The organism is Marisediminicola antarctica (genome assembly GCF_009930795.1).
GTDB lineage: Bacteria > Actinomycetota > Actinomycetes > Actinomycetales > Microbacteriaceae > Marisediminicola > Marisediminicola antarctica.
Genome location: NZ_CP017146.1, coordinates 1,758,331 through 1,780,295, shown reverse-complemented (window position 1 = coordinate 1,780,295; position 21,965 = coordinate 1,758,331). Strand labels below are relative to the sequence as shown.

The window sequence follows — 21,965 nt, the reverse complement described above, 5'->3', positions numbered from 1 at the left end:
AGAGCGATCGGTGGCTCGCCAGCCAGCGCCTAAACACGCCGAAACCTCACGATTCGAAAACCACGCACTTCTCGATGCTCGACGCGCCGGTCTTGCCGTCGCGATTGACGGTGACCGTGATGCAGACCCGGTCGCCGTCGGATGCCGTAATCGAGAACTCCCGCCGGGTCTGGATGATCGACTGCCGGTCGGTCGCGGAGATCTGGTACGAGTCGGAGGGCAGCAGCCCGGGGTCCGGCCAGGAGAACTCGACCGAGTCGGTGGTGGCCTGCGCGTCGATGTCGACGACGACGGGGATGGCACCCGCGTTCGCCCGCACGAGGCTGGTCGTGACGATCGCGCCGAGACCGATGACGAGCACGGCGGCGGCAACCAGGGAGATAGCGACCCAACGGAACGCGCGCCTCGTGGCGAGGGGGATCGTGCCGGTGCTGCGGGCAATCTGTGACGACGAGGAACGCAGGATGGTACCGACGGCGGCGTATTCGGAGGCAGGCTCCGCTGCGGACGAGCGGCGGCGCCGACGCCGGGCTGCGGTCGAGGACGGGGCTCCCGCGACCCCGCGGACGCGCGTGCGCTCCTCGAGATCCGACATCGATGACAGCGCCCAGTCGTCCACCGCGACCTCGATCGGCGTCTGGAGAACCCCGAGTTCTGTCTCAACTGCCTGGATCTCCCGGACAAGCTCGAGGATGGTGCCCTGGCGTGACTCCGGGCGGCGGGACATGCCGCGCTGCAGCACACGCTCGAGGCTTGCCGGCACATCCGGTCGCCCGATCGGCTGTACCTTGGCCCGGCTAATGCGCGCCATGAGGTCGGTGGACTTGTTCGAATCCCCCGGTACCTCGAATGGCGACCGGCCCGCGAGCAGCGTGTAGACGGTCGCCGCGAAGGACCACACCTCCGACTCGATTGTTCCGGGTGTCTCGTCATCGAGCACCTCCGGGGCCGACCAGGGAATCGACATTCCCACCGCGTCGTGGTTCTCTGCCTCGCCGAGCGTCGACGCGATGCCGAAGTCAGACAGCACGGGATGCCCGTAGGCCGTGAGGAGGATATTCGAGGGCTTGATGTCGCGGTGCAGCACCCCGGCGCGGTGCGCCGTCTCGATAGCGCTGCCGATTTTGACGGCGATGCGCAGGATTTCGGGCACGGGGATCCGCTCGCGGCGGTAGCGGTCGCTCAGTCCGGACGAGCAGAACTCCATCACCAGATAGGGCCGGCCGTCGGACGACACGCTCGCCTGGTACACGGTGAGAATCGAGGGGTGGGCACTCAACTGGGCCATGAGGTTCGCCTCGGCCTGGAACATGTGCCGGACCTGCTCATTGACGACCTCACTGAGCATCACCTTCACGGCGACCTGCCGTCTGGGCATGTTCTGCTCGTACAGGAAGACGTCGGCGAACCCACCGGAGCCGAGGACGTGCACGTGAGCGAAGCCGGGAAGCACCGGAGGGAGCGACGGGAGGCGCCTGGCCATGATGCCCCCCCTCGTGTGCTCAATTCGGTTGGGTGGCGACGTCGCCGTGCGCTACTCAGAACTGTGATTCTACCAGCGGGTGCCCTCCGGGACACGGAGGCTGGGCGGCTCACGGCCACCCGTTTCACCCCCAATAGTGGTCGCAGCCGGGCCGGCCTCAGGCGGTGGCGGCATCCCGACGCGGGAGCGTGTTCTCGAGCGGTGCCGTGTCGGGAGACTCGACGACGTCGACGATCACGAGCGTGATGTTGTCGCGGCCGCCCGCCGCGAGGGCGGCGTCGACGAGGGTGGTGGCGGTTTCCTGAGGCCCGAGTCCGGCGCCGAGCATCTGGCGCAGCACCACATCGCTCACCTCGCGTGTGAGTCCGTCCGAGCAGATGAGCAGACGAAGGCCGGTGCGGACGGGAAGCATCCAGAGGTCTGCCATCGGCTCCGCGTTGAAGCCAACCGCGCGCGTGATGATGTTCGCGTCGGGGTGGAACTCGGCCTGGTCCTGGGGCAGCAGGCCGGCGTCGACGAGTTCCTGCACAACCGAGTGATCCACGGTGACCTGGGTCAGCTCGCCGTCGGCGAGTTGATAGACACGGGAGTCGCCGATGTTGAAGACAGCCCAGTACGGCGCGCCGTCGACGAGGGTGAGAACCGCGCCCGTGGCCGTGGTGCCGACCCCGAGGTCGTCGTCGTCGGCCGCGAGGGTGATGTCGGCCGTCGCGACCCGAAGCGCCGTCATGATCTGCTCCGGCTCGACGAAGTCCGCGGAACCCTCCTGCGCGAGGCGCTGCACGACCGCCGCGCTCGCGACGTCGCCCGAGGCGTGCCCGCCCATGCCATCGGCGACGACGAAGAAGGGTGCCTCTGCGAGGAAGCTGTCCTCGTTGAGGGCTCGTTTGCGCCCGATATCGGTGGCAGCGGCCCACGACAAGGCGACGCTCTGCCCGTGCTCGCCGGGGATGCTGAGGGAGCGCCGAGCTGTGCTGCGACCGATCTGTGTCACGGGGACAGCCTTTCAAATGGTTCGTGGTCACGGGCGAGCAGACGCCCGATCGGCATGATCTCGACGATGTTGTCGTCCCCGACGTCAATGGTGGTGCCGGGGGCGAGCACCATTGACCCGCCCGCGTGCAATGTGAACTCAGGCATTCCGGGCACGGTGATTACCGTACCGTTGGTTGACCGCATGTCCGTCACGATGACAGATGCACCGTCCTGGCGCAGCTCGACGTGAGTGGCCGAAACCTCCCGGCGCGGCGAGTTCACCCGCACGAATCTCGGCGTCACGGCGGTCGCGACCCGTGGCGGGCGAGGGTCCCTCCCGATCAGCACCGGAACGTCAAGCGGGATGGGCTCGGCCGAATTGAGACTGAACCGATACCGTGCCGGGGCGGAAAGCTCCGGCTGGGCGGTGATGTCCTCCACGGCGCGCTCGCGGGACCGCTTCGACGCCCTGCGGTCGGAGGGCAGCACGAGCGGCGGCGGCGCCTTCACGATCGTGTCCTCGTGCGGCCTCGCGGAGGGCTCGACAGGCGGACGCGACGGCCTGATGACCGTGTCTGCGAGATCGTCGTTGTCCACGGGGACAGCCTACGTTCGCCCGGGGCACTAGTGGCCGATATAGCTCATTACGTGCTTGATGCGGGTGTAGTCCTCGAAACCGTAAGCGGAGAGGTCCTTGCCATAGCCGGAGTGCTTGAACCCGCCGTGCGGCATCTCCGCGACAATCGGAATGTGGGTGTTGATCCACACGCATCCGAAATCCAGATGTTTGGCGAATCGCATGGCGCGACCGTGGTCCTTCGTCCACACCGACGACGCGAGGCCGTACTGCACGTCGTTGGCCCACGCGAGCGCTTGCACCTCATCGGTGAACTTCTGCACGGTGATGACGGGGCCGAAGATCTCGTTCTGGATGGCGTCGTCGGTCTGCATCAGCCCTGTCACGATCGACGCTTCGAAGAAGTAGCCGCGGTCGCCCTGGCGCCGTCCGCCCAGCTCGACATTCGCGTTGGTGGGCAGCGCGTCGACGACGGAGGAGATGCGGTTGAACTGGCTGGAGTTGTTGAGCGGGCCGAAGAGGATGTCGTCGGCGCTCGGCGCTCCCGTCTTCGCGTTGTCCTTCGCCCAGGCGACGAGCGCCGCCACGAACTCGTCGTGGATGTCCTCGTGCACGAGCACGCGCGTCGCCGCCGTGCAGTCCTGTCCAGCGTTGAAGTACCCGGCGACTCCGATTCCCTCGACGGCCTTCTCGATGTCGGCATCGTTGAAGACGACGACGGGCGCCTTGCCTCCGAGCTCCAGGTGCACCCGCTTGAGGTCGTTCGCGGCAGACTTCGCCACCTCCATCCCGGCGCGGACGGAGCCGGTGATCGACACCATCTGCGGGATGGCGTGCTCGATCATGGCGGCTCCGGTGGTGCGGTCGCCGGTGATGACGTTGAAGACTCCCGGCGGGAGGAACTCCGCCGCGATCTCGGCGAGCAGCAGGGTCGACTGCGGTGTCGTGTCGCTCGGCTTGAGTACCGTGGTGTTGCCGGCCGCGACGGCGGGAGCGAACTTCCAGACCGCCATGTTGAGCGGGTAGTTCCACGGGGTGACTTGGCCGATGACGCCGATCGGCTCCCTGCGGATGAAGGAGGTGTGATCGGTCATGTACTCGCCGGCGGACTTTCCCTCGAGGCTGCGGGCCTGACCGGCGAAGAAGCGGATCTGGTCGACCGACAGCATGATCTCGTCCTCGACGAGCGAGCCGCGGGGCTTTCCTGTGTCTTGCGACTCCAGGTCGGCGAACTCCTCCGCACGGGACTCCATCGCATCCGCGATACGGAAGAGCGCGAGCTGGCGCTGCGAGGGAGTGGACTCGCCCCACTCCTCGAAGGCTGCGGAGGCGGAGGCGTAGGCGGTATCGACGTCCTCACGCCCGGACACGGGAGAGGAGGTGTAGCTCATCTCAGTCGCCGGGTCGATCACGTCGAACGCCGAGGAGGCTTTCGCCTCGACATACTGGCCACCGATGAAATTGCGCAGTTCTGAAGCTGTCATTTCTCCAACATAGCCAGTGACCTCACGATAAACTAGACGACGATTCCCACTGATTTCGTCGAAATTTACAACCTGCAGTGCGGATCCACTTGCCGAGAGTGCGTTTGGCTGAGAGAATCGGCGAATGATGTCCACGAGCAGAGCAACCTCCGCTAAGGCGATGCAGCTCGATGATGTCTCGAAGGCGATCATCGAGCAACTTCAGACCGACGGTCGGCGTTCCTATGCCGAGATCGGCAAGGCCGTGGGCCTGAGCGAAGCCGCGGTGCGGCAGCGGGTTCAGAAGCTCACCGATTCCGGCGTGATGCAGATCGTCGCCGTCACCGACCCGATGCAGCTGGGGTTTTACCGCCAGGCGATGATCGGCGTGCGCGTCACGGGAGACACCACGCGTGTCGCCGAGGCGCTCAGCTCGATCTCCGCCGTCGACTACGTCGTACTCACCGCGGGAAGTTTCGACATCCTCGCGGAAATCGTGTGCGAGAACGACGACCAGCTCATCGACCTGCTCAATAAGGAGATCCGAGGGATCGATGGCGTGCAGTCCACCGAGACCTTCGTTTATTTGCGACTGCAGAAACAGTTCTATAACTGGGGAACTCGGTAATCATGACAACAACAGAAACTCCGATCTCCGAAGGAGTCCACACCTTGCTGCCGACGGTCGAGGCTGACCTGCAGCAGAAGGCCAAGGACCACCTCTGGATGCACTTCACCCGCCAGTCCGTGATGGAGGACGGCCACGGCGTTCCCATCATCGTGAAGGGTGAGGGCCACCACATCTGGGACAGCCGCGGCCGCAAGTACATCGACGGGCTCAGCGGCCTCTTCGTGGTGAATGCCGGGCACGGGCGCAAGCGTCTCGCCGAGGTCGCGGCCAAGCAGGCCGAGGAACTCGCCTTCTTCCCGCTCTGGTCCTACGCGCATCCGGCCGCGATCGAACTCGCCGACCGCATCGCCGACTACGCGCCTGGCGACCTCAATCGGGTGTTCTTCTCCACGGGCGGCGGCGAGGCGGTCGAGACCGCTTTCAAGCTTGCGAAGTACTACTGGAAGCTTCAGGGCCGCGGCACCAAGCACAAGGTGATCTCGCGAAGCGTCGCCTACCACGGCACCCCGCAGGGCGCTCTCGCCATCACCGGCATCCCGGCGATGAAGGAGATGTTCGAGCCGGTCACCCCCGGCGGGTTCCGCGTTCCCAACACCAACTTCTATCGTGCCCCCGAGCACGGCGACGACCTGAACGTCTTCGGGCAGTGGGCGGCGAACCGCATCGAGGAGATGATCCTTTTCGAGGGCCCCGAGACGGTCGCTGCGGTGTTCCTCGAGCCGGTGCAAAACAGCGGCGGCTGCTTCCCGCCGCCCCCCGGCTACTTCAAGCGCGTGCGCGAGATCTGCGACCAGTACGACGTTCTGCTCGTCGCCGACGAGGTCATCACTGCCTTCGGCCGCATCGGCAACATGTTCGCGTCGACGACCTACGGCATCGAGCCGGACATGATCACCTGCGCAAAGGGGATGACCAGCGGGTACTCCCCCATCGGCGCGACGATCGTGAGCGAGAAGATCTACGAGCCGTTCAAGCACGGCGACACCGCGTTTTACCACGGCTACACCTTCGGCGGGCATCCGGTGTCGTCCGCCGTTGCGCTCGCGAATCTCGACATCTTCGAGGAGGAGGGGCTCAACGAGAACGTGCGTGAGAACTCGCCGATCTTCCGCGCCACGCTCGAGAAACTGCTCGACCTGCCGATCGTCGGCGACGTGCGTGGTGACGGCTACTTCTTCGGCATCGAGCTCGTCAAAGACAAGGCCACCAAGGAGACGTTCGACGACGACGAGTCGGAGCGCCTGCTGCGCGGCTTCATGTCGAAGGCGCTGTTCGAAGCCGGGCTCTACTGCCGTGCCGACGACCGCGGCGACCCCGTGGTGCAGCTCGCTCCCCCGCTCACGATCGGGCCGAAGGAATTCGACGAGATCGAGAGCATCCTGCGCGGCGTGCTGACCGAGGCATGGACCCTCATCTGACTCGCGACTACCGGGGCCTCTCGTTCTGGCACGACACCGTCCCGGGCGGCCTGGACCGGCGACCACCGCTCGACGGCGACATCCACACGGATGTCGCCATCATCGGTGGGGGCCTGACCGGCCTGTGGACCGCGCACTACCTCCTGGCCCGGGACGAGAGCCTCACCATCACGGTGATCGAGAAGGAGATCGCGGGCTTCGGTGCGTCCGGGCGCAACGGCGGCTGGTGCAGCGCGCTGTTCCCGCGGTCGACGGCGTCGCTCGAGCGCGCTCATGGGCGCGCGGCGGCGATCGCGATGCGTCAAGCGATGATCGACACGGTCGACGAGGTCGGGAGAGTTACCGCCGCCGAGGGCATCGACTGCCACTTCGTCAGGGGCGGCACGCTCGCGTTCGCGCGTTCTGCCGCGCAGCTCCGGTCCGCGAGAGCCGAGGTCGAGGAAGCGGCACGCTACGGGGTCGACGCGCTCGAACTTCGCGGGGCTGGCGTTGGCGACCCGGGCTCGGAGGATTCTCGGCTCGGCGCCGCCGGGGCGCTCGGGGCGGTCTTCGACCCGGCGTGCGCACGCGTGCATCCGGCCCGGCTTGTGCGGGGGCTCGCGGCCTCGCTCGAGCGGCGCGGGGTGCGCATTGTCGAGGGCACCGAGGTGGAGGCGTATTCGCAGGGCGTCGTCCGCACGTCGCGCGGCGCGGTGTTTGCGCCCGCGATCGTGCAGGCGACCGAGGGGTACGGCGCGACGATTGGCCAATCGCACCGCGACATACTGCCGCTCTACTCGCTCATGATCGCCACCGAACCGCTGCCCGACGAGTTCTGGCACCGTGCCGGCATCGCCCACGGCCAGACCTTCACCGACTTTCGTCACCTTCTCGTCTACGGGCAGCGCACCGCCGACAACAGGTTCGCATTCGGCGGCCGCGGCGCCAGATACCACTGGGGAAGCGTCGTGAGCGCCGAGTACGACCGATCGCCCAAGGTGTTCGAGCACCTGCGGCGCACGCTCGTCGACCTGTTCCCTGGGGCCGCGGACGCCGCCATCACGCATCGGTGGGGCGGTCCGCTCGGCGTGCCACGAGACTGGCACGCGAGTGTACGGTTCGATCCGGCGACGGGCCTCGGCTCGGCGGGCGGTTACGTCGGCGACGGGCTGAGCACCACCAACCTGGCCGGGCGCACTCTCGCCGACCTGATCACCGGCACCGACTCGAGCCTGGTGCGCCTGCCCTGGGTGGGTCACCAGTCACCTCGGTGGGAACCGGAACCGATTCGCTTCGCTGCGGCGAACGCAGGCCTGCTCGCGATGGGCATCGCCGATGTCGAGGAGCGGGTCACGGGGCGCCCCTCCCTCGCCGCCCGGGTGATGGGACCGCTCGTCGGGCACTGACGGCGGCAGCCCTCCGCGACGACGGCCTCACTGCGTCCCCTCGTCGTCGGGGATGGCGAACGCCCACTCGGGGAGGTGACCGGCCTCGAGCATCGACCGGAGAAGCTCCGCAAAACCGTAGGCCGCATCGATTCGCTCCGCTTCGTCAACGAACCGTCCCGCGAGTGAACTCTTGCCGAGCGCCCAGGTGAACCACGCGAGCTGGCACAGCAGCGGTGGCCTCATCGACCTGGGCGCGCGAGCGGCGAGGGCCTTCACGAGCGCGATCGCCGCTCGCACCCGCGGCACGTCGGGCCGCGGTCCGTCACCCCACATGAGTGGAGCTGCGAGGAACTCAGCCGGGTTCTCTCCCGCGAAGTAACGCTGGTTTTCATCGAGCGCGAGCTCGCCCACCTCGAGCCCGAAGGCCCACTGGAGCATTACGACGTCGCGCATCATCGGCGATTGAAGACACAGGATGAGCACCGCCGCGGCTCGGTCGTCGATCGAGTCCGGAGGGAGCTGCAGCATGTCTTCAGCGAAGCCGGGCAGCCAGCCGGATCTGGGCACGTCGTCGTCGGCGTCACCGACGTCGTCGTCGTCGACGCCGTAGGCGTCACCGTCGAACAGTTCGTCCTGCTCCGTGTCGCCGTCGTCCCACCGGTCGGCGTCGTGGTCGGATTGGTCGTCGGCTTCGTCGTCGGGCTCGTTGAACTGATACAACTCGTCGAACCCATCCGTGCCGCTGTCGCTCGGATACCCTGTGCCGTCACCACGCTCCCGGTCGAACGTCGTCGGTTCGATGAGCGCCGGGTCGATGAGCTGCGGTTCGATGAGCGCAGGGTCGATGAGCTCAGGGTCGATGGGCTCAGGGTCGATGAGCTCAGGGTCGATGAGCTCGCGAGCGACCACGGCAGGGTCCACTGCGTTCGCGCCGTCGCGATCGCGGAGGGTTCCGACATACTCGCGGAATCCGAGCACCAGACGGGCGATCCGCTCCTTTGTCGCGAGGTCGACCGTCGGCAACTCGCTTCCCGCGTCGACCAGCCCCAGTTCCTTGCGGAGTTCGCGAGGGATGGCGCCGTTGACGGTGGACGACTCGATCGCCGCGAGCGGGCGTCCCCCACGCGGGCTGTCCTCGTCAAGATAGGACCCCCACCCGTCGGCCGCGACACACAGCGCGTCGCGGACCAGAAACCCGGCGGTTCTGGCGTGATCCACGAGGGCCTCGACGAACCCGGCGTGCGGAATGCTCGCGGCACCGGCGAACCTCTCGTCGGTGTAGACGACGGGCACAACGGCATCCGCTCCCCGCACCTTGCAGAGAATCCCGACGAGCCGGCCCGCGACGGTGCCGTAGCCTAGCCCGGCACCCGTGTCGGACCTGGTCTCCGGGTTCTCGCCGGCATCCGCATCCGCATCCGCATCCGCATCCGCATCCGCATCCGCATCCGCATCCGCATCGGGCACATTGAACCGCATCGCTGCGCAGGTGCGGTTGCCGCGGAACGCGACAATGATGATGCTGTTGCGCGGACGAAATCCCGCCAGCTGGGGAACGAGGGCGAGGAAGTCCTCCGGACGCTGGGTCTTCACGACGGTTGCCATGCACGGAGTCTTCCGCTGGGCGGTTTGCCATGATGCCCGCCCGGCACGGCGGTGGAGAACGCCGTCGCCGGCGCCCTCGGGAGGAGTGGCTAGTCGAACATTGCCGTGATCTCGTCGACCTCAGCCGGGGACGGGGACCACGAGGTCGAGGCCCAGGCATTCTGCTCGATCTGCTCCGGCTTTGTGGCGCCCGCGATGACACTCGTGAGCCCGGGCTGGGCCAGCAGCCAGGCGAATGTCGCCTCGAGCATCTCGATGCCGCGGTCGCCGCAGAACTGCGCGTAGCGGTCCATCGCATCCCAGGGGGCGCTTTCGAGCAGGTGCGGCCGCGTGTGCATGATCCGGCTGTCGGCGGGTCCGCCCTGCCTGGTGAACTTGCCCGTGAACAGCCCGTTGTACAGCGGGAAGAAGGGGAGGAAGCCGAGGCCGTATTCGCGCACCGCGGGCAGCACCTCCTGCTCGGCATCCCGCACAATCAGGCTGTACTCATGCTGCGCCGAAATGAATTTCGGATGCTCGTGCAGCCGCGCCACGTATTCGGCCTCGGCGATCTGCCAGCCCGCGAGATTGGAGTGGCCGATGTAGCGGATCTTGCCTTCGGCGATGAGGTCATCGAGGGCGTCGAGAGTCTCCTCGATGGGGGTGAGGGGGTCCGGCACGTGCAGCTGGTACAGGTCGATCCACTCCGTCTGCAGGCGACGAAGCGACGCCTCCACGGCGAGCCGCACGTAGCGGCGAGAGCCACGCGCACCCCAGTCCGGCCCGTTAGCCCCCTGCATGTCCATGCCGAACTTGGTTGCGAGCACGATGTCACGGCGGCGTTTGCCGAGCGAGTTGCCCATGAGTGTCTCACTGAGTCCGCGCTCGGCACCGTAGATGTCCGCTGTGTCGAACAGCGTGACGCCGGCGTCGATGGCCGCGTGGATGACGGCGTCGGTTCCCTGCTGCGTCTCGGTGGCGGTACGGAGGCGACCGAAGTTGTTGCAGCCAAGTCCGATCGTCGAGACGATGAGTCCGGAGCGTCCGAGGTTGCGATAGTCGATTTCTGCCATTCTCCCAGACTAGATCGTGTGGAGTGCTCCTCCCCAGACCCTGCAGCGGGGAAGGCTCCACCTGATGTCCGAAAGCCGCCGGAGCGGGTCGGATGCCGCCGCTACAGTCGTTTCATGACCACAGCACCCACCACGAGCGTTCCGACGCTCGATGAGGCCGCCGCTCCCCCACCCGCCGCGGTCTCCGCACCAGTCCACCTCCTGCGCGTCGCCAGCCCGATCGGGCGTATCGAGATCACGGCCGATGAGCACGCGATCACCTCGCTCGCGATCGAGCGCGACGGCCACTTGCCCCACGACGAGATGACGGAGTCGTCAAACGCTGTCCTCGAGTCAGCCGCTGGCCAGCTTGCCGAGTACTTCGCCGGCGAGCGTCACGACTTCGACCTCCCCGTGAACCTCGCCGGCACACAATTCCAGCGTGCGGTCTGGGCCGAACTCGCGCGGCTGAAGTTCGGTGATGTCTCCTCGTACGGCGCGATCGGGCTCGCCACTGGTCGCCCGACGGCGGGCCGTGCGGTGGGCGGCGCAATCGGGGCGAATCCGGTCCCGATCATTATCGGATGCCACCGGGTTCTCGCCGCCAACCGCAAGATCACCGGTTACAGCGGCGGCCGCGGCATCCCGACCAAGGTCTGGCTGCTCGACCATGAGTCGATCCCGCACCAGTGAGCAGCACGAACCTACCAACCCCCTCGGGCGCATGAGCGGCAACAATCGACCCGTATCCGCGCAGCCATGAGTGTCGTCGCTGATGAGTCGGGGACAGCCCGCTGCGCGTGGAGCGCCGACGACGCCGAGTACCGCCGCTACCACGACGAGGAGTGGGGGTTTCCGCTGCATGGCGACAGGCCGCTGTTCGAAAAGCTCAGTCTGGAGGGCTTTCAGGCCGGACTGTCCTGGATCACTATTCTGCGCCGTCGCCCGACTTTCCGCCGCGCGTTTTCGGATTTCGAGATCGACGCGGTGGCCGCGCTGACCACCTCCGATATCGAGAGGCTCATGCTCGACTCCGGCATCATCCGCAACCGGGCCAAGATCGAGGCGACGATCTCCAACGCACGCATCACGCTGGAGCTCGTGCGCGACGACCCCGGCGCCCTCGATCGCATACTCTGGTCCTTCGCACCCGATCCGCGCGCTCGGCCGCCCCAGACAGGCGAAGTCCCGGCGGTGACGGCGGAGTCGACCGCAATGAGTACGGCGCTCCGCCGACTCGGCTACCGCTTCGTCGGACCCACGACGCTCTATGCGCTCATGCAGTCGTCGGGGATGGTCGACGACCACGTCGAGGGCTGCTGGCGAGCGAGTCGCTGAGCAGGGCTACTCGGCAGCGTCAGAAAACAGCGTCAGAAAACAGCGTCAGAAAACAGCGTCACTGAACAGGCCCATGAGCGCTGTGCACCAGTCAGCGCTTCGCCGCGACGACCTGCTCCACCTCGAGCTCAAGCTCACCCGGTGCACCGAGCGCGAGGCGGATGCCACAGCTCTGCGCCCACTCGATCAGCGAAGCCGAATCGGCGTGGTCCTGCCCCGCCTCGAGCAGGGCGCGTAGGAACTCGCCCTTGCCCTTCTTGTTGAAGTGGTTGAGGGCGCGTTTCTGGCCGTCGACCCCCGCGGCGACGACCCTCAGGAAGTAGCTCTCGGCACGGTCCGGCACCGGTCCCAGCGCCACATAGGCCTCGGAGCGGAGGTCGAGGATGAGCCCGTCGTGCCGTTCGAGCTCGGCTCCGATCGACGCGCTCCAGAGTGACCGAAGCTTCAGCCCGGGCAGCCGGGAGTCATGCGAGAGCCGGTAGGCGGGGATCGAGTCACCGGCGCCGAGCAGGCCGAAGAGGGCGGAGTGAATGACCACGCTCGATTTCGCCAACGATCGCGCCCCGGGCGACAGGGTCGCGGCATCCAGCGCGTCGTAGAGCACACCCGTGTAGCGGTCCATAGCCGCCATGACCGGCGACTGGGCGATACACCTGTTGCGCTCGAGCTCACCGCGCTGGGTGGGGCCGAGCCGCAGAGCCGCGGCCATCGCATCCGGATCCAAGGCCAGAGCGCTCGTCGCAGCGAGGGCCGCAACGCGCGACCCGGTGAGCCCCTGGTAGCTGAGTCTGGAGAGATCGAGGGCACGATCGTCCCCGCCGTCGCGCTTCGTCTCCGACGGCGGAAGCAGTACGAGCATCAGCTCGTGAGGAAAGCGAGTGCCGTCGCGACATTCGACTCCACGCTGTGCGAGGTGTCGAGCGTCAGCCGCGGGGTCGCGGCGCTCTGCCCGTGCCACGCGGAGTAGCCCTCGAGGCTCTGCTCCACCGCATGTCGGTTCGGCTCAGCGAGCTGGGGCAGCCTCGCGTCCCGCGCGGCGAGGCGCACTAGGTGCAGGCCCCGGTCGGAGCACATGACCTCGACGAATCTCAGCTCGACGCCCTGCCGCTGGGCCAGCCCGATCCACTGTTCCCTGGCCGGATCGACCGCATTGACAGCGTCGACGACGATGCTGTGCCCGGCAGACAGCACCGACTCGGAGAGCGTCTCCGCGACCAGGTACGCCGCAAGGCCCGTTGGCTGGTCGCTGTCGATTCCCGCCGTCAGGATCGCCGCCTCGATCGGATCCACCGAGATCACGGCTGCGCCGAGCCGAGCGCCGATGTGTCCGGCAATCGTGCTCTTGCCGGTTCCCGGCAGTCCCGCCATCGCGATCAGCACCGCCGAACCGTCAGCCCTCGACGAGTTCCGCCGAGCGAGCGACGATCGTCACGGTGTCGTGCTCGACCGAGAGGAATCCGTCGTCCGCTTTCGCGCGAACCGAGCCGCCCCCGGCCACGGTGAGGCGAACCTCACCGCTGGCCAGGATCGCAAGCACCGGCTCGTGGCCCGGCAGGATTCCGATTTCGCCCTCGGTCGTGCGAGCGACGACCATCGACGCGCTTCCCGACCAGATTTCCTGGTCGGCCGAGACGACGCTCACAGTGAGATCGGCCACGTTAGTCGTTTTCCTTCTGGATCTGGGCCCACTTCTCTTCGACGTCGGAGATGCCACCGACGTTGAAGAAGGCCTGCTCGGCGACACTGTCGAAGTCACCCTTGACGATCGCGTCGAACGACTCGATGGTGTCCTTGAGCGGAACGGTCGACCCCTCGACGCCCGTGAACTTCTTCGCCATGTAGGTGTTCTGCGAGAGGAACTGCTGGATGCGGCGGGCACGCGAGACGGTGATCTTGTCTTCTTCAGAGAGCTCGTCGACACCGAGGATCGCGATGATCTCCTGCAGCTCCTTGTTCTTCTGAAGGATCGACTTGACGCTCGTCGCCACGCGGTAGTGGTCCTCGCCCAGGTATCGGGGGTCGAGGATGCGGCTCGTGGAGGTGAGCGGGTCGACGGCCGGGTACAGGCCGCGCGAGGCGATCTCGCGGCTCAGTTCGGTGGTGGCGTCGAGGTGGGCGAAGGTGGTCGCCGGCGCGGGGTCGGTGTAGTCGTCAGCGGGCACGTAGATGGCCTGCAGCGACGTGATCGAGTGACCACGGGTCGAGGTGATGCGCTCCTGGAGCACACCCATCTCGTCCGCGAGGTTCGGCTGGTACCCGACGGCGGAGGGCATGCGGCCCAGAAGGGTCGACACTTCGGAGCCGGCCTGCGTGAACCGGAAGATGTTGTCGATGAACAGCAGCACGTCCTGCTTCTGCACGTCGCGGAAGTACTCCGCCATCGTGAGCGCCGACAGGGCAACGCGCAGACGCGTTCCCGGCGGCTCGTCCATCTGGCCGAAGACGAGGGCGGTCTTGTCGAAGACGCCTGCCTCCTCCATCTCGGCGATGAGGTCGTTGCCCTCACGGGTACGCTCACCGACTCCGGCGAACACCGACACACCACCGTGGTCCTGCGCAACGCGCTGGATCATCTCCTGGATCAGCACGGTCTTGCCGACACCGGCACCACCGAACAGGCCGATCTTTCCACCCTGCACATACGGGGTGAGGAGGTCGATGACCTTGATGCCGGTCTCGAAAAGCTCCGTCTTCGACTCGAGCTGGTCGAACGACGGGGGCTTGCGGTGGATGGGCCAGCGCTCGGTGATCTCGAACGACTCGCCGTTGACCTTGCCGTCAGCGTCGGCATTGAGCACCTCGCCGATGACGTTGAACACCTTGCCCTTGGTCACGTCGCCGACGGGGACGGAGATCGCCTCGCCGGTGTCGCGCACCTCCTGGCCACGGACGAGTCCGTCTGTGGGCTTGAGCGCGATGGCGCGAACGAGGTCGTCACCGAGGTGCAGCGCGACCTCGAGGGTGATCTCGGTCGAGCTGTCGCCGATCGTGATGGTCGTCTTCAGAGCGTTGTAGATCTCCGGGATCGAGTCATGCGGAAACTCGATGTCGACGACCGGGCCGGTGACGCGGGCGATACGCCCGACGCCGGCGGTCTTCGTCGAGGCCGACGCAATTGCGGTGTCAGTCATGGCTTCTCTCTTCTCGTTCTCTCTACTTCTTGGACGAGGCGAGGGCGTCTGCGCCGCCCACGATCTCGGAAATCTGCTGGGTGATCTCGGACTGGCGAGCATTGTTCGCCAACCGGGTGTACGTGGTGATGAGCTTGTCCGCGTTGTCGCTCGCCGACTTCATCGCCTTCTGGGTGGCGGCGTGCTTCGCCGCAGCGGACTGCAGCATCGCATTGAAGATCCGGCTTTCGATGTATACGGGCAGAAGCGCGTCGAGTACATCGCCGGCATCCGGCTCGAATTCGTACAGCGGAAGCGGCTCGTTGTCTTCGGGAGCCTCGACTCCTTCGACGACTTCGAGGGGAAGCAGTCGCACAACCTCGGGAACCTGCACCATCATGCTCACGAAGCGGTTGTAGACGATGTGGATCTCGTCCACGCCGCCTTCGCTCGCGGGCTGGAGGAAGCGGGAGACGACGGCATCGCCGATCTCCTGCGCCGTCGAGAACTCGGGGTTGTCGGTCCCACCGGTCCACTCACGCTCCGCGTCACGCTTGCGGAACTTGAAGTAACCGACGGACTTGCGACCGACGAGGTAGTAGACGACGTCCTTGCCCTGGTGGCGCAGCAGTGCGGCGAGTTCTTCCGCCTCACGCAGCACGTTGGAGTTGAACGCTCCCGCAAGACCGCGATCGGAGGAGAAGATCACGATCGCGGCGCGTTCGATGACCTCCGGCTCGGTAGTGAGCACGTGGTCGACGTTCGAGAACGTCGCCACGGCCGAGACCGCTCGCGTGACAGCGCGCGAGTAGGGCCCGGAGGCCGCTACACGCTGCTGCGCCTTCTGGATACGCGAAGCGGAGATGAGCTCCATGGCCTTCGTGATCTTTTTGGTCGTCTGGGCAGACTTGATCTTCTGCCGGTAGACGCGGACTTGCGATCCCATATCAGCGGCGACCCTTGACGATCTTCTCCTGGTTGACCTCTTCTTCCGGGAGCTCCTCGAACACCTCGCGACCGACGGATGCGAGCGGCTTGCCCTCGCCCGTCTGGAACTCGAGCTTGAACTTGTCGATCTGCTCCGACAGCGCACTCACGGTGTCGTCGGAGAGCACGTTCGTCTCGCGAAGGGTCGTCAGGATGTCGGTGTTGCGGCCCAGATAATCGAGCAGCTCGCGCTCGAATCGCAGGATGTCCGGTACCGGCACCTCGTCGAGTTTGCCGTTCGTTCCGGCCCAGATCGACACGACCTGCTCCTCGACGGGGTACGGCGAGTACTGCGGCTGGCGCAGCAGCTCGGTGAGGCGAGCACCACGGGCGAGCTGGCGACGGCTGGCCGGGTCGAGGTCGGACGCGAACATCGCGAACGCCTCGAGCGAGCGGTACTGGGCCAGCTCGAGCTTGAGAGTTCCGGAGACCTTCTTGATCGATTTCACCTGCGCGTCGCCACCGACTCGCGAGACCGAGATACCCACGTCGACCGCGGGACGCTGGTTGGCATTGAAGAGGTCGGACTGCAGGAAGATCTGGCCGTCGGTGATCGAAATCACGTTGGTCGGGATGTACGCCGCGACGTCGTTCGCCTTGGTCTCAATGATCGGGAGTCCCGTCATAGAGCCGGCGCCGAGCTCGTCGGACAGCTTCGCGCAACGCTCCAGCAGGCGGGAGTGCAGGTAGAACACGTCTCCCGGGTATGCCTCGCGTCCCGGCGGGCGGCGCAGCAGCAGCGACACGGCGCGGTACGCCTCGGCCTGCTTGGACAGGTCGTCGAAGATGATCAGAACGTGCTTGCCGGCGTACATCCAGTGCTGGCCGATGGCCGAGCCGGTGTACGGGGCGAGGTACTTGAAGCCGGCGGGGTCGGAGGCGGGGCTCGCGACGATCGTCGTGTACTCCATTGCTCCGGCATCCTCGAGCGCGGCCTTGATGCCGGCGATCGTGGAGCCCTTCTGGCCGATGGCGACGTAGATGCAGCGAACCTGCTTGTTGACGTCGCCGGACTCCCAGTTGGCCTTCTGGTTGATGACCGTGTCGAGCGCAATGGCCGTCTTGCCGGTCTGGCGGTCGCCGATGATCAGCTGTCGCTGGCCGCGGCCGATCGGGATCATGGCGTCGATTGCCTTGATTCCGGTCTGCATTGGCTCGTGCACACTCTTGCGCTGCATGACGCCGGGCGCCTGGAGCTCGAGTGCACGGCGTCCCTCCGAGGCGATCTCGCCGAGGCCGTCCATGGGCTCGCCGAGCGGGTCGACGACGCGACCGAGGTAGCCGTCGCCGACGGGCACGGACAGCACCTCGCCTGTGCGGGTGACCTCCATGCCCTCTTCGATTCCGGTGAACTCGCCGAGAACGACGACACCGATCTCGTTCTCGTCGAGGTTCTGGGCGAGACCAAGGGTGCCGTCGGCGAACTTGATGAGCTCGTTCGCCATGACGCCGGGGAGTCCCTCGACGTGGGCGATTCCATCTCCGGCATCCGTGACGTAGCCGACCTCTGTCGTCGATGCCCGGCTCGGGTCGTAGGCCTTGACGAAGTCCTTGAGGGCGTCGCGGATCTCATCGGGGCTGATCGTTACTTCTGCCATCGTTCTTCCTGTCTGCTGGCGGGACGGTCTTCCGTCCCGAATACTTCTGGTGGGCTCGCCTTGCGGCGGTCCCAGTGGTCAGCCCGCGAGCTGAAGTCTCAGGTCCTTGATGCGCGAGGAGACGCTGCCGTCGATGACGTCGTCTCCCACCTGCACCCGGATCCCGCCGATGACGGCGGGGTCGATGACCACGTTGATGCGGAGTTCCTTGCCGTAGCTGGCCGAGAGGCCCTTTTGAAGACGAACGAGCTGATCGGCCGCGATCGATTTCGCACTCGTGACCGTCGCGACCGCGAGGCCGGACTGGTCGGCGACAACGGACGCCGCGTAGCGCACGAGTGCGCCGATGCGACGCCCCCGCGGCTGTTGCACGAGCTGCCGCACGATCGCGAGCGTCTGCGCGGACACCTTCTTCTCGAGCAGAGTCTCCACGAGGGTGACCTTGGATGCCGTGGCACCGAGCTTGCTGCCAACGGCGAGTTCGAGTTCGTCGTCCGAGCTCACGGCTCGGCCGAATGCGAACAGTTCGCTCTCGACGCTCACTCCCTGCGCAGCCGAATCAGCTGCCGCACGGATGCCGAGCTCTTCGATGCCGCTGAGCAGGTCGTCGTCGGATGACCACCGCTTGCTTGCCGCCGAGGCCAGGATTTCGAGTGCCGTTGCACCGAAAGAGGCGCCGAACACCGCAGTGATTGCGGCCCTCTTCACCTCGGGAGCGGTGGACGCGTCGGCGAGGATCGCACGCAACTGCAGCGAACCGCCGATGGCGCGCGCGGCAGCGAAGAGCTGCTCGGCAGTGGCCAGATCGACCGTGCCTCCGAGCGCGGAAAGCTCCGCCCTCGAGGACGACAGTGCTTGTCTGGACGCAGAACCCATGGTTACCTGCTCACCTTTTCATTTGCGCCGGACGACTTCACGTCGGCAGCTTCGAGGTCGGCGAGGAACCGGTCGACCAGTGCGGCGGACCGCTTGTCGTCGCTGAGGCTCTCGCCGATGACTCCGGATGCCAGGTCGATCGCGAGCGAGCCGACCTCGGCACGAAGCGACACGAGAGCACCCTGGCGCTCCGCCTCGATTTGCGCCGATGCATTCGCGGTGATGCGAGCTGCCTCGATCGAGGCCTGCGTCTTGAGGTCATTGAGTATCTTCACGCCGTCGGCGCGAGCCGCCTCGCGAATGCGTCCCGCCTCGGCACGAGCCTCAGCGAGCTGCTCGTTGTACTGCTGGAGGGCCGCTGCGGCCTCGGCCTGGGCGTTCTCCGCCTTCTTGATGCCGCCCTCGATCGCTTCGGCGCGCGCGTCCAGACCCTTCTTGACGGTCGGCAGGACCTTCCACCAGAAGAACGCCAAAAGCACCACGAAACACACCGCACCCCAGACGAGGTCCGGGAGCGCAGGCAGCAGAGGATTGAAAGCCTCCTCGGCCACTACCACTGAGAATGTTGCGGATGACATGCGCGGTCCTTAGACGAAGATGAAGTACGTGGCGATACCGATGAATGCCAGAGCCTCGGTGAAGGCGATACCGATATACATAAGCACCGTGAGGCGACCCTGCAGTTCGGGCTGGCGGGCGACGGACTCGATCGTCTTTCCGACGACGATTCCCACGCCGATGGCGGGTCCGATTGCGGCGAGGCCGTAGCCTACGGTCGCGATGTTTCCGTTGAGCTCAGCTACGACGGTTGATGCGTCCACGTGGTGATTCCTTCCGTGATGAACGACTGGGGCATTTGCCCCGGTCGAGTTAGTTAGTGCTCGTCTGCCAGCGCGAGCTGGATGTAGACAGTGGTCAGCAGGGTGAAAACGTACGCCTGCAGCACGGCGACCAAGATTTCGAACAGCGTGAAGACAAACCCGAATGCGAGCGTGCCCACGCCGAACAGCTTCGCGACTCCGTCGACTTCGAAGAAGAAGAACGACGTGGCCAGGAAGAAGAGGACGAGGAGGAGATGGCCGACGATCATGTTCATGACCAGTCGGAGCGTGAGGGTGATCGGCCGGAGCACGAAGGTCGACACGAACTCGATCGGGGTCACGATGATGTACAGCGGCCACGGAACGCCGGGCGGGAAGAGCGAGTTGCGCAGGAACGCCACCGGGTGCTTCTTGAGGCCCGCGTAAATGAAGACGACGTAGGCGACGACAGCGAGCAGCAGCGGAATGCCGATGACCGACGTTCCCGCGATGTTCATCGCGGGCACGATCCCGGTGATGTTCATTCCAAGGATCAGGAAGAAGAATGTCGTGAGAAGCGGCAGGAATCGCGCTGCGTCTTTCTTGCCCAGCAGGTCTTCAGCGATGTTGACCCGGACGAGTCCGAGGCCGAGTTCGGCGATGGACTGCGCGCGGCTCGGGATGAGCGACATCCGCCGAGTAGCGAGGTAGAAGAACAGCATGAGCGAGAGCAGAACCACGATGCGGATCATCATGATCCGGTTCATCTCGAACGGAGTGCCAACGAATAGGACTGCTTCGGGGAAGAACTCGGCGATCGAAGGACCGACGAATACTCCCTCTTCGCTTTCACCATCAGTGGCAAAGGGAAGGACGGAATTGAGAGCGTTGAGTAGCAGCGCCATCTCCAAGCTCGGGGCGTGAACTCACGCGGCACAGAAAAGGGGGAATTTGTTCGTTATGACTCTAGCAAGAGACCGCCACGACTGACCAATCGTTAGTCGGCGTATGGCCTCTGCGGAGGATCGCCGGGAAGGCTGATGTCGCTCACGTACGGGAGCCGCGACCGTGCGACGACGACCATGTCGACGACGAGGGTTCCGACGACCCCGACGACGAGCGTGACGAACATCACGGTCTGGTTGATGAACGACTGATCGCGCAGCGCGACGGCGAGCACGAGGAACAGGATGAATTTCAGCAGCCATGCACCCATGACGATTCCGAAGAACGCCAGCACGTCGTAGCGGCTCGCGAGCAGGATGCTCATGGCCGTGATGCCGAGGAACACGAACGCCATCGCCGCACCGATCAGGGCGGAGACGACGCCGATGCCGTCGGCGACGAAGAAGCCAACAAGGGCACCGACGATCGCGAGTACGAGAGCAAAAATGCCGCCGAGGATCAGGGCCCTCCGGAGGATGGGGATTGCGCTCATTGTCGTTCCTTTCTGGCGAGCTCCCTGAGGATCGCCGCGTGCTCTGCCGCGTTCTCGGGCGGGATGTGCTCGTCGTCGGGCAGGTCGATGGATGCCGCGTCGAGCGGGTCGTAGCGATTGCCGTGGGTCTCGAGGGTCTGGCTGGCACTGGCGCGCTGAACGGCCGCCTCGACGGCCTTGCGCCCGGTGAGCGGCGACAGCGTGAGCCACGAGCAGACGATGAGGCCCACGGCGATGAAGGCCACCGCCCACCACGGTGGAACGAACAGAAACGCGAGGAACCCGACGGCGACGACCGCAGTCCACGCGTAGAAGATCAGCACAGCTTGGAAGTGGCTGTGACCCATGTCGAGCAGGCGGTGATGCAGGTGTTTTCGGTCGGCGCTGAACGGTGACTTGCCTGCCCGCAGTCGGCGGAACACCGCCAGCCCGAAGTCGAGCAGGGGCACGACGAGCACGGCGAGCGGGAGCAGGATGGGGATGAAGGCGGGGAGCAGCTGGCGGCCGGAGATCGCCGAACCGGTGTCGACCTGGCCGGTGACCGAGACCGCGGATGCCGCCATCAACAGGCCGACCAGCAGCGCGCCAGAGTCGCCCATGAACATCTTCGCGGGGTGCCAGTTGACCGGCAGAAACCCCACGCAGGCGCCGATGAGGATGGCGCTGATGAGGGACGCGAGGTTGAAGAACTCAGACTGGTACGTGCGGTCGGTGATGATGAAGCTGTAGATGAAGAACACGACATTGGCAATGAGCACGACGCCGGCGACGAGGCCGTCGAGGCCGTCGATAAAGTTGACGGCGTTCATCACGAGTACGACGGCGACCACGGTGAGGATGAGCCCGAGCACGGGGGGAACCACCGTCACCCCGCCGATCGGGATAGTGAGAAGCTGTACGCCCTGCCAGACGAGAATGCCGGCGGCGATCATCTGGCCGGCGAGCTTGGTCATCCAGTCGAGGTCCCACAGGTCGTCGGCGACGCCGATCAGCACGATGATGAGTGCGGCGCCGAGGATCGCGATGACACGGCCGGAGTCGGCGAAGATGAGCGAGAACTGTGCGGTCTGCGACGAGACCCAGAAGGCGGTGACGATGCCGAGGAACATCGCGATGCCGCCCAGCCTCGGCGTCGGGCTGGTGTGCACGTCGCGATCGCGAATCGAGGAGGAGAACAGCTGGTAGCGCTGGCTGATCTTGAGGATGACAACCGAGAGGGTGAGCGTGATGACGGCGGCGACACCGGCGGCAAGCACGTAATAGGTGAT

At 65.9% G+C, this 21,965-nt stretch carries 23 protein-coding genes; 5 read left to right on the top strand and 18 right to left on the bottom strand.

Annotated features, from left to right (window positions below; all coding sequences use genetic code 11):
• Positions 1-46: 46 nt before the first annotated feature.
• From BHD05_RS08475 to BHD05_RS08460, 4 genes are all read right to left on the bottom strand, one after another.
• A complete protein-coding gene (locus BHD05_RS08475) occupies positions 47-1,483 on the bottom strand; it encodes a serine/threonine-protein kinase (protein WP_161886046.1) in 1,437 nt (478 codons plus the stop codon).
• 157 nt (positions 1,484-1,640) lie between these two features.
• Positions 1,641-2,477 carry a PP2C family protein-serine/threonine phosphatase gene (locus tag BHD05_RS08470; protein ID WP_161886045.1) on the bottom strand — a complete coding sequence of 279 codons (837 nt, stop codon included), beginning with the start codon at positions 2,475-2,477 and terminating at the stop codon, positions 1,641-1,643.
• Positions 2,474-3,055 carry an FHA domain-containing protein gene (locus tag BHD05_RS08465; RefSeq protein ID WP_161886044.1) on the bottom strand — a complete coding sequence of 194 codons (582 nt, stop codon included), beginning with the start codon at positions 3,053-3,055 and terminating at the stop codon, positions 2,474-2,476. The genes BHD05_RS08470 and BHD05_RS08465 overlap by 4 nt, the downstream gene beginning before the upstream one ends.
• Positions 3,056-3,082: 27 nt before the next feature.
• Positions 3,083-4,519, bottom strand: a complete 1,437-nt coding sequence (locus BHD05_RS08460) for a gamma-aminobutyraldehyde dehydrogenase (protein ID WP_161886043.1) — start codon at positions 4,517-4,519, stop codon at positions 3,083-3,085.
• 127 nt (positions 4,520-4,646) lie between these two features.
• On the opposite strand from BHD05_RS08460, the gene BHD05_RS08455 reads away from it, so the two are divergent.
• From BHD05_RS08455 to BHD05_RS08445, 3 genes are read left to right on the top strand one after another with little or no spacing between them, the layout of a single operon-like run.
• Positions 4,647-5,126, top strand: a complete 480-nt coding sequence (locus BHD05_RS08455; protein WP_202614350.1) for an Lrp/AsnC family transcriptional regulator — start codon at positions 4,647-4,649, stop codon at positions 5,124-5,126.
• A 2-nt stretch (positions 5,127-5,128) separates the two neighbouring features.
• Positions 5,129-6,547 (top strand): aspartate aminotransferase family protein, encoded by a 1,419-nt coding sequence (locus BHD05_RS08450; protein ID WP_161886041.1) that lies wholly within the window; start codon positions 5,129-5,131, stop codon positions 6,545-6,547.
• Positions 6,532-7,932, top strand: coding sequence for an NAD(P)/FAD-dependent oxidoreductase (locus tag BHD05_RS08445; protein ID WP_161886040.1), 1,401 nt, complete (start codon positions 6,532-6,534; stop codon positions 7,930-7,932). The genes BHD05_RS08450 and BHD05_RS08445 overlap by 16 nt, the downstream gene beginning before the upstream one ends.
• A gap of 27 nt (positions 7,933-7,959) precedes the next feature.
• Here BHD05_RS08445 and BHD05_RS08440 read toward each other — a convergent pair whose 3' ends face one another.
• On the bottom strand, positions 7,960-9,519 hold the full coding sequence (locus BHD05_RS08440) for a DUF4192 family protein (protein WP_161886039.1): 1,560 nt from the start codon (positions 9,517-9,519) through the stop codon (positions 7,960-7,962).
• Between the two features lie 89 nt (positions 9,520-9,608).
• Complete coding sequence (locus BHD05_RS08435; protein WP_161886038.1) at positions 9,609-10,571, bottom strand: aldo/keto reductase; 963 nt, start codon at positions 10,569-10,571, stop codon at positions 9,609-9,611.
• A gap of 114 nt (positions 10,572-10,685) precedes the next feature.
• Between BHD05_RS08435 and BHD05_RS08430 the strand changes: the two genes are divergently transcribed.
• Together BHD05_RS08430 and BHD05_RS08425 are read left to right on the top strand one after the other, a co-directional pair.
• Positions 10,686-11,243, top strand: coding sequence for a methylated-DNA--[protein]-cysteine S-methyltransferase (locus tag BHD05_RS08430; RefSeq protein WP_161886037.1), 558 nt, complete (start codon positions 10,686-10,688; stop codon positions 11,241-11,243).
• 66 nt (positions 11,244-11,309) lie between these two features.
• Positions 11,310-11,888 carry a DNA-3-methyladenine glycosylase I gene (locus BHD05_RS08425; protein WP_161886036.1) on the top strand — a complete coding sequence of 193 codons (579 nt, stop codon included), beginning with the start codon at positions 11,310-11,312 and terminating at the stop codon, positions 11,886-11,888.
• 91 nt (positions 11,889-11,979) lie between these two features.
• Here the strand turns inward: BHD05_RS08425 and BHD05_RS08420 are convergent, their stop codons facing one another.
• The 12 genes from BHD05_RS08420 to BHD05_RS08365 all read right to left on the bottom strand — a co-directional run bounded on the left by BHD05_RS08420 (position 11,980) and on the right by BHD05_RS08365 (position 21,965).
• Complete coding sequence (locus BHD05_RS08420; protein ID WP_161886035.1) at positions 11,980-12,747, bottom strand: YaaA family protein; 768 nt, start codon at positions 12,745-12,747, stop codon at positions 11,980-11,982.
• Positions 12,747-13,268: a P-loop nucleotide/nucleoside kinase family protein gene (locus BHD05_RS08415; RefSeq protein ID WP_161886034.1), complete on the bottom strand. Its 522-nt coding sequence runs from the start codon at positions 13,266-13,268 to the stop codon at positions 12,747-12,749. Before BHD05_RS08415 ends, BHD05_RS08420 begins: the two co-directional genes overlap by 1 nt.
• 10 nt (positions 13,269-13,278) lie before the next feature.
• Positions 13,279-13,545 carry a F0F1 ATP synthase subunit epsilon gene (locus BHD05_RS08410; RefSeq protein ID WP_161886033.1) on the bottom strand — a complete coding sequence of 89 codons (267 nt, stop codon included), beginning with the start codon at positions 13,543-13,545 and terminating at the stop codon, positions 13,279-13,281.
• A 1-nt stretch (position 13,546) separates the two neighbouring features.
• Complete coding sequence (gene atpD, locus BHD05_RS08405; protein ID WP_161886032.1) at positions 13,547-15,019, bottom strand: F0F1 ATP synthase subunit beta; 1,473 nt, start codon at positions 15,017-15,019, stop codon at positions 13,547-13,549.
• Positions 15,020-15,041: 22 nt separating this feature from the next.
• Positions 15,042-15,944: a F0F1 ATP synthase subunit gamma gene (locus BHD05_RS08400; RefSeq protein ID WP_161886031.1), complete on the bottom strand. Its 903-nt coding sequence runs from the start codon at positions 15,942-15,944 to the stop codon at positions 15,042-15,044.
• 1 nt (position 15,945) lies between these two features.
• Positions 15,946-17,583, bottom strand: a complete 1,638-nt coding sequence (gene atpA / locus BHD05_RS08395; protein ID WP_161886030.1) for a F0F1 ATP synthase subunit alpha — start codon at positions 17,581-17,583, stop codon at positions 15,946-15,948.
• Positions 17,584-17,661: 78 nt separating this feature from the next.
• Positions 17,662-18,459: a F0F1 ATP synthase subunit delta gene (locus tag BHD05_RS08390; RefSeq protein WP_161886029.1), complete on the bottom strand. Its 798-nt coding sequence runs from the start codon at positions 18,457-18,459 to the stop codon at positions 17,662-17,664.
• A gap of 2 nt (positions 18,460-18,461) precedes the next feature.
• Positions 18,462-19,037, bottom strand: coding sequence for a F0F1 ATP synthase subunit B (locus tag BHD05_RS08385; protein WP_161886028.1), 576 nt, complete (start codon positions 19,035-19,037; stop codon positions 18,462-18,464).
• Positions 19,038-19,046: 9 nt separating this feature from the next.
• Positions 19,047-19,280 (bottom strand): ATP synthase F0 subunit C, encoded by a 234-nt coding sequence (gene atpE, locus BHD05_RS08380; protein WP_161886027.1) that lies wholly within the window; start codon positions 19,278-19,280, stop codon positions 19,047-19,049.
• 53 nt (positions 19,281-19,333) lie between these two features.
• On the bottom strand, positions 19,334-20,164 hold the full coding sequence (gene atpB, locus BHD05_RS08375; protein WP_161886026.1) for a F0F1 ATP synthase subunit A: 831 nt from the start codon (positions 20,162-20,164) through the stop codon (positions 19,334-19,336).
• A gap of 92 nt (positions 20,165-20,256) precedes the next feature.
• Positions 20,257-20,697 (bottom strand): hypothetical protein, encoded by a 441-nt coding sequence (locus BHD05_RS08370; protein ID WP_161886025.1) that lies wholly within the window; start codon positions 20,695-20,697, stop codon positions 20,257-20,259.
• A complete protein-coding gene (locus tag BHD05_RS08365; RefSeq protein ID WP_161887438.1) occupies positions 20,694-21,965 on the bottom strand; it encodes an MraY family glycosyltransferase in 1,272 nt (423 codons plus the stop codon). Before BHD05_RS08365 ends, BHD05_RS08370 begins: the two co-directional genes overlap by 4 nt.

What these genes read in the sequence shown, in the direction of transcription:
- BHD05_RS08475 (WP_161886046.1), bottom strand. Translation starts at nt 1,483, where the DNA reads ATGGCCAGGCGCCTCCCGTCGCTCCCTCCGGTGCTTCCCGGCTTCGCT.
- BHD05_RS08460 (WP_161886043.1), bottom strand. Translation starts at nt 4,519, where the DNA reads ATGACAGCTTCAGAACTGCGCAATTTCATCGGTGGCCAGTATGTCGAG.
- BHD05_RS08455 (WP_202614350.1), top strand. Translation starts at nt 4,647, where the DNA reads ATGTCCACGAGCAGAGCAACCTCCGCTAAGGCGATGCAGCTCGATGAT.
- BHD05_RS08450 (WP_161886041.1), top strand. Translation starts at nt 5,129, where the DNA reads ATGACAACAACAGAAACTCCGATCTCCGAAGGAGTCCACACCTTGCTG.
- BHD05_RS08445 (WP_161886040.1), top strand. Translation starts at nt 6,532, where the DNA reads ATGGACCCTCATCTGACTCGCGACTACCGGGGCCTCTCGTTCTGGCAC.
- BHD05_RS08440 (WP_161886039.1), bottom strand. Translation starts at nt 9,519, where the DNA reads ATGGCAACCGTCGTGAAGACCCAGCGTCCGGAGGACTTCCTCGCCCTC.
- BHD05_RS08435 (WP_161886038.1), bottom strand. Translation starts at nt 10,571, where the DNA reads ATGGCAGAAATCGACTATCGCAACCTCGGACGCTCCGGACTCATCGTC.
- BHD05_RS08430 (WP_161886037.1), top strand. Translation starts at nt 10,686, where the DNA reads ATGACCACAGCACCCACCACGAGCGTTCCGACGCTCGATGAGGCCGCC.
- BHD05_RS08425 (WP_161886036.1), top strand. Translation starts at nt 11,310, where the DNA reads ATGAGTGTCGTCGCTGATGAGTCGGGGACAGCCCGCTGCGCGTGGAGC.
- BHD05_RS08420 (WP_161886035.1), bottom strand. Translation starts at nt 12,747, where the DNA reads ATGCTCGTACTGCTTCCGCCGTCGGAGACGAAGCGCGACGGCGGGGAC.
- atpD (WP_161886032.1), bottom strand. Translation starts at nt 15,019, where the DNA reads ATGACTGACACCGCAATTGCGTCGGCCTCGACGAAGACCGCCGGCGTC.
- BHD05_RS08400 (WP_161886031.1), bottom strand. Translation starts at nt 15,944, where the DNA reads ATGGGATCGCAAGTCCGCGTCTACCGGCAGAAGATCAAGTCTGCCCAG.
- atpA (WP_161886030.1), bottom strand. Translation starts at nt 17,583, where the DNA reads ATGGCAGAAGTAACGATCAGCCCCGATGAGATCCGCGACGCCCTCAAG.
- BHD05_RS08390 (WP_161886029.1), bottom strand. Translation starts at nt 18,459, where the DNA reads ATGGGTTCTGCGTCCAGACAAGCACTGTCGTCCTCGAGGGCGGAGCTT.
- BHD05_RS08385 (WP_161886028.1), bottom strand. Translation starts at nt 19,037, where the DNA reads ATGTCATCCGCAACATTCTCAGTGGTAGTGGCCGAGGAGGCTTTCAAT.
- atpB (WP_161886026.1), bottom strand. Translation starts at nt 20,164, where the DNA reads ATGGCGCTGCTACTCAACGCTCTCAATTCCGTCCTTCCCTTTGCCACT.
- BHD05_RS08370 (WP_161886025.1), bottom strand. Translation starts at nt 20,697, where the DNA reads ATGAGCGCAATCCCCATCCTCCGGAGGGCCCTGATCCTCGGCGGCATT.